Genomic DNA, 12,913 nt, shown 5'->3' on the forward strand with positions numbered 1-12,913 from the left:
ACGCCTTACCTGCTGCTTTCTGGACCGCGTTCACCGGTGGCGACAGGGTTCTTCGGATTACTGCTCCATTCGTACCAGCCGCCGTCGTAGACAGCGACATTTTTCCAGCCCATCGCTCTGGCATACATGAACGTTTCTGACGCTCGCCAGCCGGTGCCGCAATAGAATGCTACCTGCTGGTCTGGCAATATGTTCCACTGCTTCCACATCGCAGCGATATCATCCGCACTGCGCATCGTTCCATCCGGGTTATGGAAATCTTCCATATGCGTTGAATCGCTGCCTGCATGGCCCCAGCGTGCACCTGCGATCTCGCCTTTGGGCTTGATATAGCTGTATCCGCTGGTGGTGCCGATAAACTCAGGCCAGGAACGGATGCTCACCAGTGAAGCATCCTGACGATGCAGTAAACCGCGCGCCTGTTCTGTATTCAGCATCAGCTGTGGCTGCGCCGGGAGGGGCACGCCGAATTCCGGGGCCGGTTTAACATTCGGCGCGGTGCCTCGTTCAACAGGCAAACCCGAATCGGACCAGGCCTGCCAGCCGCCATCGAGAAGGCGGACATCTTTCACCCCGGCATACAGCATGATCTGCGCGACACGCGCCGCCGCGTAAACATCGCGTCCGTAAAGGATGACGGTGGTGTCATGGCGGATACCGTGTTTCGCCAGCATTGCTTTCAACGTGTCGTCAGAAACTTTGTTCCACAGCGGTTCGCTTTCAACTTCGTTGGTGTCGATATAATCCGCCCCCGGAATATGGCTGAGCAGATAAAATTTCGGCGCGCCCCAGGCGGCTTCAATGACTTTCCACTCTCCTGAGGGTTTCGCGGTAACCGCTTTGCCCTGCTGAAGGTCATGCAGCCACTGCGGATAAACCAGTTGCTCGAAATGCGCCATCCTTTGCAGACGGGCAGGATCGGTAAGCGCATCGCTAAGCAGCGAAATTTGTTTCAGTCCGGCTTTTTGCAGACGGGATGTGACGACCTGAACATCGCTGTCGCTACCATAAAGCGCGACGGCAGAATCGGCCTTCAGTTGATGCGCATCGATCCAGGCAGCGAGTTGCTCATCGCTCATCTTGTCGAGCCAGCTTGCGGAAAGATTGAGGGCAGAGGGTTCATGTCCGGAAGGGCCGTTAAGTGCCTGTGGCCAGCCGTTATAAAAAGCGCTTGGGCGAGTATCTATCGCCGTCCCTTTATTTTGCATCAGCTGGTTGAAGTTGAGCGTCTGCGCCATTTCAGCAGCCCATGAAGAAGCGCAAGCGAGCCCTAAAGCCAGTGCCAGCGCGGTCATTTGAGAAACACGTTTCATCGAATTGCCCGACGTTGAAATAAGAGGGCAACATTGTGTTCCTCAGTTCCGGGAAAAACATTGCGTTGACGCAGTATGCGCGCATTTTCATTGTGTTACTGCCAGTTGAATGACGCTTCCTCCCGGAGGGACATCCTGCGCGTCGTGAGTCACCTGCACCACGGGAATGTGGAGTCGACGAACCTCGGCAAAGACCCACTGGCGAAAATCATCGCGGCGCTCGGCATCGAGGCGGCTGAACGGTTCGTCTAACAATAGCGCCTGAGGTTGGCTAAGCAGCGCGCGGAGCAGGGCAATTCGCGCCCGCTGTCCTCCAGATAACGTTGCGGGATCGCGGGAGGCGAAGTCCCCCATGCCTGCACGTTCGAGCGCATGCTGCACTGCATCATGCCGTGCAGCCCCCTGCAGGGAAGCAGGAAGCGCCAGTAATAAATTCTGCCCGACACTGAAATGATCAAACAACAGGGCGTCCTGAAACAAAATGCCGATCCGACGGCTGGCGGTGGGCAGTGTATCGATGCGCCGGGCGTCCAGCCAAAGCTCACCGCTCGCCCGCAGCGGTGCGGTAAGGGCGCCGACCATCCAGGAGAGCAGTGACGATTTGCCGCAACCGGAAGGCCCCATTAATGTGACAATGTCACTTTTTGCGACATCAAAAGAGAGGGGACCTGTCAGCGGCGCTCGCGGCAGGGACAGTGAGAGATGGCGTACAGAGAGCATTAGCGCAGTCCTTGTCGGGCGCGGCCGATCCAGAATGAGAGTGCCGCAGTCAGTATAAACATACACAGCGGTAACAGCAGTTGCCACAGCGCCTGAGCCGCCAGCACGCCAGTGCTGCCGCCGCTACTGAGCGCGACGGCTTCAGTCGTCAACGTAGGGAAACGTCCCGCACCCAGCCATAGCGTAGGCATATATTGAGCGATGCTGACTGAAAAGCCGACCGCCAGTGCCACCAGCGCAGGGCGCAGCATCAGCGGACATTTTACGTAAACGAAAATTTTTAACGCTGACCAGCCCAGAGTCTGGGCAATGAGCACCAGTCGCGTATCAATACGCTGCCAGGCGGGTTTAAGTACGAACAACATCCACGGGATCACCCACAGCAAATGACCCCAGATGAGGGTAGCGGGTTGCCCGTCCTGATCCAGACGCAACGCCACGACATATTGCCCCATCACCAGCGGCAGCGCCGGAAGCAGGATCGGTAGCCAGACCCAGCGATGCCCGCGCTGTGGTCCCCATTCCAGCCAGAGCAACAGGATGACAAGCCCCAGCAGGCTTGACGTCAGGCCTAACCACAGGCTACGGCTTAACGCTTCGATATTGAGCGCAGCGTGCTGCGCGACGGTGGCTAACAGAACAAGACATATTATCCCGGTGAGCGGCAGCGTGAGTGTAAAAGTATTGCCCGTCAGGTTCCGTGCCATGGGGCGTCGCAAGCCACCTTCGGCGGGGAGGGTTCGACGCCACAAGCGCCAGAAGAGATAGCCGAAAAGGGCGAAAAGCGCGAGTAATACCATTAATAGCAGGCTTGCCAGCGCGCCTTTATGCTGTTGGTGGCTGTCACCCTGGCTTAACCATTGCCAGCTTAATACCGCCAGCGTGGGCGGATTACCGGGACCGAGAATAAGGGCGACATCCACCGCTGATAGCGTCCATGCCACAACGGCCAACATGACCACGCCCAGTGCGGGGGCCACCGAGGGCAACAGCAGCAAGTTGAGGGCCTGGCGGCGATTATAGCCGAGGGAATCCAGCACAATGACCTGCTGCGACAGGCGCTTTTCACTGAGCAGTACCGATAAAATCCACAGCACAAAGGCACTCTCTTTCACCGCCAGCGTAAGCCCCAGTCCTATGCCCCAACGATCAATAGGCGTTGAGAGAAAAGGCACCAAGCGCCAGAACAGTCCTCCTTCGGCAAACAGCAGCAGGACGGCGGTGACAAAGGCAACATGGGGGATCGCCAGTAGCCAGGGAAGACGGCCGCAGAGCTTTAACCAGCGGTCGCCCGGCCAGATCGCGACGACGATGCTCAGGGCAATGAACAGCGCTCCAACGGACGCCACAGCGACGGACACCACGGTCGCCAGCAGCGCCTGGGGCAGTTGCGGATCGGTTAATAGCGCATGCCAGTTATCCAGCGACAGTGCGGGAGTAATCAGTAACACGCCGGCGGGCAGCAGGGGCAGGTAGACGAGCGCCATACCCAGCCATGCCAGCAGAATTAACGTGTACCGTAGCGGCGCAGCCATTCTTGTTCCAGTGCGTTAACCCAGCCGGCATGGGGTTCGGGCAACACGGCGGGCAGTCCTTGCGGGATCCGCTCAGCTAATGCTGCCTGCTGAGAGGGTGGCAGTTTTTTCGGGTCCAGAACCGAGGGTTCGCCCCAGACCGCCGGATCGGCCTTACGCAACTGGGCTTCTGGGGAGATCAGAAAATTGGCCACGACCCTGGCACCGGCACGGGCGCGCGCGTTCGCCGGAATTGTCACGAAATGGACGTTACCGATTGTGCCTTCGCTGAAGCCAAAGCTATAGCTGCTTTTGGGAAGTTCGCCACGAGTGACTTTTTGCTGAGCGTGCGCCGGGTTAAACGTTAGCGAGAGGCGCAGCGTGCCGGCATCCAGCAGGGTATCCATCCGCGCCGGAGACGGCGGAAAATCTTTCCCTTCACGCCACAGATAGGGGTGCAGTGCGTCGAGATACTGCCACAACGGTGCGGTAATGTTGTTGAAGGTGGCAGTATCTGGCGCGACACTCAGTGCCTTCGGCTGATTTGTCAGCGAAATCAGCAACTGTTCCAGAAACGCCGTGCCGGTAAAATCCGGCGGGCGCGGGTAGCTCACGGTTCCCGGATGCGCCTTCGCAAAGGCCAGAAGCGACTGGGGATCTTCGGGCGGCTGCGGCGTTACATCGCGTCGGGCAATAAACGTTAACTGCGCGCCGCCCCAGGGAGACTCTGCACCCTCGGTCGGGATTGAGAAATCTTCGCGCACGGGTTTCTGCGTATCGACATAACGCCAGTTCGGCAGCGTTTCCGCCCAGTGGGTGCTGAGCAGCCCGGCCTCTTTGAGCGTGCGGAAGTTTTCTCCATTGACCCATAGCAAGTCCACCGAACCGCCGGTTTTGCGCCCGGCGGCAGCTTCAGTCTGGATACGTTTCACCGCATCGGCAGCATCCGCGAGTCGCACGATTTTCAGGTCAATAGCGTAGTGGGTTTTCATCTCGCTGCTCACCCAGTCAAGATACTGGTTGACCGCGTTATCGCCGCCCCACGCATTGAACCAGACGGTCTGACCGTAAGCCTCATTCTTTATCTGCTGCCAGTTGTCGCTGGCGTGTACCTGACCCGTCAACAGCAGGCCGGCGAGTAACAGTCCCGGGCGCATAATTACTCCTTTATAAAACGCGTCACCAGCCAACGAGAAACGAGCGGTAATAACCCCAACAGGGCGAAAGCCGTCAGCATAGCGGGTGAAAGAATGTCATGAACGGAGGTTAACTGACTGAGCTGGCGTCCGGCATTGAGGTAAACCACCGTGGCAGGCAACATTCCCAACTGGCTGACCCACCAGTAACGCTGCACGCCAATGGCGGTAAGCCCGGCCAGCAGATTGACGACGACAAACGGAAACAGCGGCATCAGGCGGAGCGCAAACAGGTAAAAGGTGCCGTCGCGCACCATTCCCTGATTGACCTTTATCATCTGGCGACTAAAGCGGTGGGAAACCCACTCACGCAACAGATAACGGCTGGTCAGCATGGCCAGCGTCGCCCCCAGCGTGGAGGCAAAGGAAACCAACAGAGTTCCCTGCCACAGACCAAACAGCGCGCCGCCAAGGAGAGTAAGCAGTGCCGCCCCGGGAATCGACAGCGAAGCCACCAGGGTATAAAGCAAAAAATAGAGGCCGGCGCAAAGTATTGGCGAGTGGTGCTGCCAGTCTGCCAGCGTGTGCTGATAGCGCTTGATTGACTCAAGCGACAACACGCCGGGGGGAACAGACCAGACCACCCCGACGATAATAAGTAATAACAGACCTGCGAACAGGATTTTCCTGGTGTTCACGGGGCGGTCAGAGATTAAATTTCGCCCAGACCGGCGCATGGTCGGACGGTTTCTCCATGCTGCGAATTTCGTAATCAATGCCGGTTTCGACACAGCGTTCCGCCAGCGGATTGCTCGCCAGCAGAAGATCGATACGCAGGCCACGGTTATCATCAAAGCCTTTGGAGCGATAATCAAACCATGAGAATTTATCCATACTCTCCGGGTTTGCCTGACGCCAGGTATCCACCAACCCCCAGTTTAAGAGCCGGTCCATCCATTCGCGTTCTTCCGGCAGGAACGAACATTTGCCGGTACGCAGCCAGCGTTTTCGGTTCTCTTCCCCGATGCCGATATCCAGATCGGTAGGACTGATGTTCATATCCCCCATGATTAACACCGGATTATCGCGGGTCAGTTCGGTTGATAAATAATCCTGTAAATTCTGATAAAACGTTTCTTTAGCCGGGAATTTAAGCGGATGGTCACGGCTTTCACCCTGTGGAAAATAGCCATTAATGACGGTCAGGTTGCCAAGCGGTGAGGGAAGTTCCGCCATGATGATGCGACGCTGGGCCTCTTCATCATCATTGGGGAAGCCACGGCGAACGGCGATGGGAGTCTCTTTCGTCAGCAGCGCAACGCCATAGTGGCCTTTCTGTCCATGATAAAACACGTTGTAGCCGAGTTTAGCGACATCCTCCAGCGGAAACATATCGTCGTGAACTTTTGTCTCCTGCAGGCCAATCACATCCGGTTGGTGTTTTTCAATAATGGCTTCCAGTTGATGAGGTCTGGCGCGCAGGCCGTTGATATTAAAAGAGACAAATTTCATAGTCGCTGCCACTGTGCAAGGTGAATAGTGCAAGGATGGTAGCAGAATTTAGGCGGAATGACTGCCACTTGTCGGTTGTTTTCAACAATGTGTGCTAGTGGTGATAACGATGGGGCAACGCTTGCCCTTTTTTAGGGCAGATTGCGTCAAAATGGCGCAATAATTTCCTGTAAATTTCGCATACGATCACATTTCCAGAATTATATTTGGCCTCTGCATAATACTGCGGTTTTTCCACTAATAACTCCTCAAATACGCAAACATATTCACTTTTTATGCACAAATAGTGAATATTGCTGTGCTGTAACTGGTTGATTTTCCGTAACACGACCCCGTTTATGCATTTTTTCTTCTGGCTGGCACGAAGAGTGCAATCTACATTTACAGCGCAAACACTACTTTTTATTAACATATAAATAACTTCTTATTTACCGATGAGGTCGCTATGTCTCTGTCAATTACGCGTGAAAATTTTGATGAATGGATGATGCCTGTTTATGCACCGGCACCTTTTATTCCGGTTCGTGGCGAAGGTTCGCGCTTATGGGATCAGCAGGGTAAAGAGTACATCGACTTCGCGGGAGGCATTGCGGTCAATGCCCTGGGCCATGCACACCCGGAGCTTCGGGACGTGCTGAACGACCAGGCGAGCAAATTCTGGCACACCGGTAACGGTTATACCAATGAGCCGGCGCTGCGTCTGGCGAAAAAGCTGATCGACGCGACTTTTGCCGACAGAGTCTTCTTTTGTAACTCCGGGGCAGAAGCGAACGAAGCCGCACTGAAGCTGGCACGTAAATATGCGCACGACCACTTTGGCAGCAACAAAAGCGGCATTGTGGCCTTCAAAAATGCCTTCCACGGGCGCACGTTGTTTACCGTCAGCGCAGGGGGGCAGCCTGCCTATTCACAAGACTTCGCGCCGTTACCCCCGGATATCCGCCATGCGGTTTATAACGACCTGAACTCCGCGAGCGCACTGATTGACGATACCACCTGTGCGGTGATCGTTGAACCGATGCAGGGTGAAGGCGGCGTTGTCCCTGCGACCAGGGCTTTTTTACAGGGGTTGCGTGAACTGTGCGATCGCCATAACGCGCTGTTAATTTTTGATGAAGTGCAAACCGGCGTTGGACGTACCGGCGAACTGTACGCCTACATGCACTATGGCGTCACTCCGGATCTCCTGACTACCGCGAAAGCGCTCGGCGGCGGCTTCCCGATTGGCGCGCTGTTGGCGAGTGAAAAAGGCGCCAGCGTGATGACGGTCGGAACGCACGGCACCACCTACGGCGGTAACCCGCTGGCAACGGCCGTGGCCGGAAAACTGGTGGACATCGTGAATACGCCAGAAATGTTGAACAGCGTGAAACAGCGTCACGACGGGTTTGTTGAGCGCCTGAACGCCATTAACAGCCGTTGCGGGCTTTTCAGCGAAATTCGCGGCTTAGGCCTGTTGATTGGCTGCGTGCTGAATGATGAGTATGCCGGAAAAGCCAAACTGATTTCACAAGAAGCCGCCAAAGCGGGTGTGATGGTATTGATTGCGGGTGGCAATGTGGTGCGCTTCGCGCCAGCGCTCAACGTCACCCAGGAAGAGATGGCAACCGGATTAGATCGCTTTGCGCTGGCTTGCGAACAGGTAAAAGCGGGAGGTTCATCATGATGATCATCCGTCCAATTGAACGTTCCGATATCAGCGCGCTGATGAAACTGGCCAGCAAAACCGGTGGCGGGCTGACCTCACTTCCGGCCAACGAAGCGACGCTGAGCGCACGTATAGAGCGCTCGCTGAAAACCTGGCAAGGCGAACTGCCCAAAAGTGAACAGGGTTTTGTCTTCGTGCTGGAAGATACGCAAACCGGCACGGTGGCCGGAATATGCGCTATTGAAGTGGCGGTGGGGCTGAACGATCCCTGGTACAACTATCGCGTCGGGACGCTGGTTCATGCCTCAAAAGAGCTGAACGTGTATAACGCGCTGCCGACGCTTTTCTTAAGTAACGACCACACCGGTAGCAGCGAATTATGTACGTTATTTCTCGACCCCGACTGGCGCAAAGAGGGCAACGGATACCTGCTGTCGAAGTCGCGCTTCATGTTTATGGCGGCGTTTCGCGACAAATTTAATGAAAAAGTGGTTGCGGAAATGCGTGGCGTCATCGACGAGCACGGCTATTCACCGTTCTGGCAAAGTCTTGGCAAACGCTTCTTCTCTATGGAGTTTACCCGGGCGGATTTTCTCTGTGGCACCGGACAGAAAGCCTTTATTGCCGAGCTGATGCCTAAGCATCCGATCTACACCGATTTTCTCTCCGAAGAGGCGCAGGCGGTGATCGGCGAAGTGCACCCGCAAACCGCGCCAGCCCGCGCGGTGCTGGAAAAAGAAGGTTTCCGCTATCGTAACTACATCGACATCTTCGACGGTGGACCGACGCTGGAGTGCGATATCGACCGGGTGCGGGCGATCCGCAAGAGTCGACTGGTGGAGGTCGCGGAAGGGCAGCCGGCGACGGGCGACTTCCCGGCCTGTCTGGTGGCGAATGAAAACTATCACAACTTCCGCGTCATGCTGGTGCGTGCTGACCCGGATTCGCAACGGCTGGTGTTAACGGCAGCACAACTGGATGCCCTGAAATGTCGTGCCGGAGATCGCGTCCGTTTTGTGCGTCTTTGCGCTGAGGAGAAAACAGTATGACTTTATGGATCAACGGTGACTGGGTGACCGGTCAGGGTGAACGACGGGTAAAAACCGACCCGGTGAAAGGCGATGTCCTGTGGGAAGGTCACGATGCCGATCCCGCACAGGTGGCCGAGGCCGCACGCGCCGCGCGAGCAGCCTTTCGCGACTGGGCGCGACGTCCCTTCAGCGAACGCCAGGCAATAGTCGAAACCTTCGCCGGACTGCTGGAGAGTCATAAAACGCAGTTGACTAGCCTCATTGGCAGGGAAACCGGCAAGCCGCGCTGGGAAGCGGCGACGGAAGTGACGGCGATGATCAACAAAGTCGCCATTTCAATCAAGGCTTATCATGCGCGCACCGGGGAACAACAAAGTGAGTTGCCTGACGGGGCGGCGACGCTTCGCCATCGTCCGCACGGCGTACTGGCGGTATTCGGACCATACAACTTTCCGGGTCATCTGCCCAATGGACATATCGTACCGGCGCTGCTGGCTGGCAACACCATTATCTTCAAACCCAGCGAATTGACACCGTGGATTGGCGAAGCGGTGATGAAACTCTGGGAGCAGGCCGGGCTGCCTCACGGCGTGCTGAATCTGGTACAGGGCGGGCGCGATACCGGGCAGGCGCTAAGCGCGCTGGAGGATCTGGATGGCCTGTTGTTTACCGGTAGTGCGAATACGGGTTACCAGTTGCATCGCCAGCTCGCCGGGCAGCCAGAGAAGATTCTCGCGCTGGAAATGGGCGGCAACAACCCGCTGATTATCGAAGATCCGGCGGATATCGATGGCGCTGTTCACCTGACGATCCAGTCGGCATTTGTGACTGCCGGGCAGCGCTGCACCTGCGCACGTCGTCTGTTGGTGAAAAAGGGGCCGCAGGGGGATGCATTTCTTGCTCGGCTGGTTGAAGTGAGTCAACGTCTGCAGCCGGGGCGCTGGGACGAGGAGCCGCAGCCGTTTATGGGGGGCCTGATTTCTGAACATGCGGCACGGCATGTTGTGGATGCCTGGCAGCGCCTGGAGTCGCTGGGGGGGCGCACGCTGCTGGCGCCGCGACTGCTTGCAGCGGGAACGTCGCTACTATCGCCAGGGATCGTTGAGCTGACCGGTGTGGCAAATATTCCGGATGAAGAGGTCTTTGGCCCACTGCTGGGCGTCTGGCGCTATGACAGCTTTGACGACGCGATTGCTATGGCTAACAACACCCGTTATGGCCTGTCATGCGGACTGGTTTCCCCGGTTCGGGCGCAGTTTGACCAGCTTCTGCTCGAAGCGCGCGCGGGGATCGTCAACTGGAACAAACCATTAACCGGCGCTGCCAGTACCGCGCCATTTGGCGGCGTGGGTGCCTCCGGGAACCACCGCGCCAGCGCGTGGTATGCCGCTGACTATTGTGCGTGGCCGATGGCGAGTCTGGAATCTGCGGCGTTGACGCTTCCGGGCACGCTCAGCCCTGGACTGGATTTTTCGCGTGAGGGTTCGCTATGAAAGCGCGCGAGGTGAATTTTGACGGGCTGGTGGGGCTAACGCACCATTATGCGGGGCTGTCATTTGGTAATGAAGCGTCGACGCGCCACCGCCATCAGGTTTCGAACCCGCGTCTGGCGGCAAAGCAGGGGCTTCTGAAAATGAAAGCGCTGGCGGATGCCGGCTACCCGCAAGCGGTGATCCCGCCGCACGAGCGGCCGTTTATACCGGCGCTTCGTCAACTGGGCTTTAGCGGTAGTGATGAGCAAGTGATTGAGAAAGTGGCGCGTCAGGCGCCACACTGGCTCTCCAGCATCAGTTCAGCCTCACCCATGTGGGTGGCGAATGCCGCGACGGTAGCGCCGTCGGCAGATACGCTGGATGGCAAAGTCCACTTGACGGTCGCCAACCTGAATAACAAATTTCACCGTTCTCTGGAAGCGCCGACTACCGAAGCGTTACTGCGGGCGATTTTCCGCGACGAACGGTATTTTAGCGTTCACTCCGCGCTCCCGCAGGTGGCGATGCTCGGCGATGAAGGTGCTGCGAACCATAACCGTCTGGGCGGAGAGTACGGCGAACCCGGTACGCAATTGTTTGTCTATGGTCGCGAGGAGGGCGGTACAACGCGACCTTCGCGTTATCCGGCGCGTCAGACGCGTGAAGCCAGTGAGGCGGTGGCTCGCCTCAATCAGGTGAATCCTCATCAGTGTCTGTTTGTGCAGCAGCACCCGGATGTTATCGACCAGGGCGTCTTTCATAACGATGTGATCGCGGTGGCGAATCGCGAGGTGCTGTTTTGCCACGAACAGGCATTTGCAAAACAGGACGAGGTACTGAGCCAGTTACACGCGCGCGTTCCGGGCTTTACTCCGATAGTGGTTCCTGCCGCTAAGGTTTCAGTTGCGGATGCTGTCTCTACCTATCTGTTTAACAGTCAGTTGCTCAGCCGTGAAGATGGCTCAATGATGCTGGTGTTACCGCAGGAGTGCCGCGAACATGCCGGCGTCTGGCGCTATCTGACCAACCTGCTGGAAGCTGATAACCCCGTTCGTGATATGCGGGTGTTTGACCTGCGCGAAAGCATGTCTAATGGCGGTGGCCCGGCTTGTCTGCGTCTTCGCGTGGTATTAACCGTTGAGGAGCGCCAGGCGGTGAATCCGGCGGTGATGATGAACGATACCTTGTTCAATTCGCTCAACGACTGGGTGGATCGCTATTATCGGGATCGCTTAACGGCGGCGGATTTAGCTGATCCGCAGCTACTGCGCGAAGGGCGCGAAGCGCTGGACGCCCTGACGCGGCTGCTGCGGCTGGGGTCGGTTTACCCATTCCAGCAGATTGGGGGCGCTCATGGATAATTTCCTTGCCGCCACGCTGGCGGGGGTAACGTCAGTGGTGGACCAGGGGGAAGGCAACGGCTTTCATTGGCGCTGGACCTGTCCGGGTGTGCTGGAACTCATGCCAACTGCGCCAGTCACTGGCGCACTGGTGATTTCAGCCGGTATCCATGGCAACGAAACGGCACCGGTAGAAATTGTCAGTAACCTGCTGGCTGCGTTAAGTCAGGGTGCAATTGCGTTACGCTGGCGCCTGCTGGTGATCCTCGGCAATCCCCAGGCGTTGGCCGAGGGGAAACGTTACTGCCATAGCGATATGAACCGGATGTTCGGCGGGCGCTGGCAGCAGTTTGCTGAAAGCGGAGAAACGCAGCGTGCAAGAGAGCTTGAGCGCTGTGTCGACGCGTTTTACTCCCATGGTAAAGAGGCGATTCGCTGGCATCTGGATCTTCATACCGCCATCCGGGGATCGCTCCATTTGCGCTTTGGCGTGTTGCCACAGCGTTCGATTCCCTGGGATGAAGCATTTCTGGCATGGCTTGGCGTCGCAGGACTTGAAGCGTTGGTTTTTCATCAGACCCCTGCCGGGACGTTTACCCACTATAGCGCTGAGCATTTCGGCGCGCTCTCATGCACGCTGGAGTTGGGGAAAGCACTACCCTTCGGGCAGAACGATCTGCGGCAGTTTGCCGACACGGCAGAAGCCCTTGCCAAATTGCTGGCAGGAACGACGACCGGCACCTGCGCGCAAGCGCCTGTTCGCTACCGTGTGGCGTCGCAAATCACCCGTCGCAGCGAGGCATTTGTTCTCCATATGGACAGCCAGACACTCAACTTTACGCCATTTAAAGAAGGGACACTGTTGGCCGAAGAGGGTGATGAACGTTTTATTGTCAGCCATGACGTTGAATATGTTCTCTTTCCTAATCCTGGCGTGGCGCTGGGACTTCGTGCCGGATTAATGCTCGAAAAAATATCCTGATAAACACTCCGCAGACTGCACGCTGCGGAGTGTTTATATATTGTGCGCCAGGAAATAATTACGGATTATTCCTGGTGAATTGCTTTATTTATAATCGCTGGTGCGGTATAGTTCTTCATAATTTCTGCAAAATCATGATGTTGTCATTATTTCTTTCAACTCTCCTTAATCATTTCTTATTTTCTCCACAATTGGCGAAAAATTGTTTTTTACGCTTTCATTGTTTTACTGTTGCTCTGACTTTT

Annotated in this window: 11 protein-coding genes; 5 read left to right on the top strand and 6 right to left on the bottom strand. The window is 56.6% G+C overall.

Going from position 1 to position 12,913, the window contains the following annotated elements:
- Positions 1-5: 5 nt before the first annotated feature.
- The 6 genes from HVY19_RS08965 to xthA form a co-directional block, all read right to left on the bottom strand.
- Positions 6-1,313, bottom strand: a complete 1,308-nt coding sequence (locus tag HVY19_RS08965) for a sulfurtransferase (protein ID WP_181683956.1) — start codon at positions 1,311-1,313, stop codon at positions 6-8.
- Positions 1,314-1,400: 87 nt separating this feature from the next.
- A complete protein-coding gene (locus HVY19_RS08970; protein WP_181683957.1) occupies positions 1,401-2,033 on the bottom strand; it encodes an ATP-binding cassette domain-containing protein in 633 nt (210 codons plus the stop codon).
- Complete coding sequence (locus tag HVY19_RS08975) at positions 2,033-3,568, bottom strand: thiamine ABC transporter permease (RefSeq protein WP_181683958.1); 1,536 nt, start codon at positions 3,566-3,568, stop codon at positions 2,033-2,035. The genes HVY19_RS08970 and HVY19_RS08975 overlap by 1 nt, the downstream gene beginning before the upstream one ends.
- Positions 3,541-4,704, bottom strand: coding sequence for an ABC transporter substrate-binding protein (locus tag HVY19_RS08980; RefSeq protein WP_181683959.1), 1,164 nt, complete (start codon positions 4,702-4,704; stop codon positions 3,541-3,543). Before HVY19_RS08980 ends, HVY19_RS08975 begins: the two co-directional genes overlap by 28 nt.
- Positions 4,705-4,706: 2 nt before the next feature.
- Positions 4,707-5,366 (bottom strand): VTT domain-containing protein, encoded by a 660-nt coding sequence (locus HVY19_RS08985; protein WP_249419109.1) that lies wholly within the window; start codon positions 5,364-5,366, stop codon positions 4,707-4,709.
- Between the two features lie 22 nt (positions 5,367-5,388).
- On the bottom strand, positions 5,389-6,195 hold the full coding sequence (xthA, locus tag HVY19_RS08990; protein ID WP_181683961.1) for an exodeoxyribonuclease III: 807 nt from the start codon (positions 6,193-6,195) through the stop codon (positions 5,389-5,391).
- Between the two features lie 445 nt (positions 6,196-6,640).
- On the opposite strand from xthA, the gene HVY19_RS08995 reads away from it, so the two are divergent.
- The 5 genes from HVY19_RS08995 to astE are packed head-to-tail and all read left to right on the top strand — an operon-like array spanning position 6,641 to position 12,668.
- Positions 6,641-7,861: an aspartate aminotransferase family protein gene (locus HVY19_RS08995; protein WP_181683962.1), complete on the top strand. Its 1,221-nt coding sequence runs from the start codon at positions 6,641-6,643 to the stop codon at positions 7,859-7,861.
- Positions 7,858-8,892 (top strand): arginine N-succinyltransferase, encoded by a 1,035-nt coding sequence (astA, locus tag HVY19_RS09000; RefSeq protein ID WP_181683963.1) that lies wholly within the window; start codon positions 7,858-7,860, stop codon positions 8,890-8,892. Before HVY19_RS08995 ends, astA begins: the two co-directional genes overlap by 4 nt.
- Positions 8,889-10,367, top strand: coding sequence for a succinylglutamate-semialdehyde dehydrogenase (gene astD / locus HVY19_RS09005; protein WP_181683964.1), 1,479 nt, complete (start codon positions 8,889-8,891; stop codon positions 10,365-10,367). The genes astA and astD overlap by 4 nt, the downstream gene beginning before the upstream one ends.
- A complete protein-coding gene (gene astB, locus HVY19_RS09010; protein WP_181683965.1) occupies positions 10,364-11,707 on the top strand; it encodes an N-succinylarginine dihydrolase in 1,344 nt (447 codons plus the stop codon). Before astD ends, astB begins: the two co-directional genes overlap by 4 nt.
- On the top strand, positions 11,700-12,668 hold the full coding sequence (gene astE, locus HVY19_RS09015; RefSeq protein WP_181683966.1) for a succinylglutamate desuccinylase: 969 nt from the start codon (positions 11,700-11,702) through the stop codon (positions 12,666-12,668). Before astB ends, astE begins: the two co-directional genes overlap by 8 nt.
- Positions 12,669-12,913: the final 245 nt, after the last annotated feature.

The sequence above is a fragment of the Citrobacter sp. RHB25-C09 genome (assembly GCF_013836145.1).
Taxonomy (GTDB): domain Bacteria; phylum Pseudomonadota; class Gammaproteobacteria; order Enterobacterales; family Enterobacteriaceae; genus Citrobacter_A.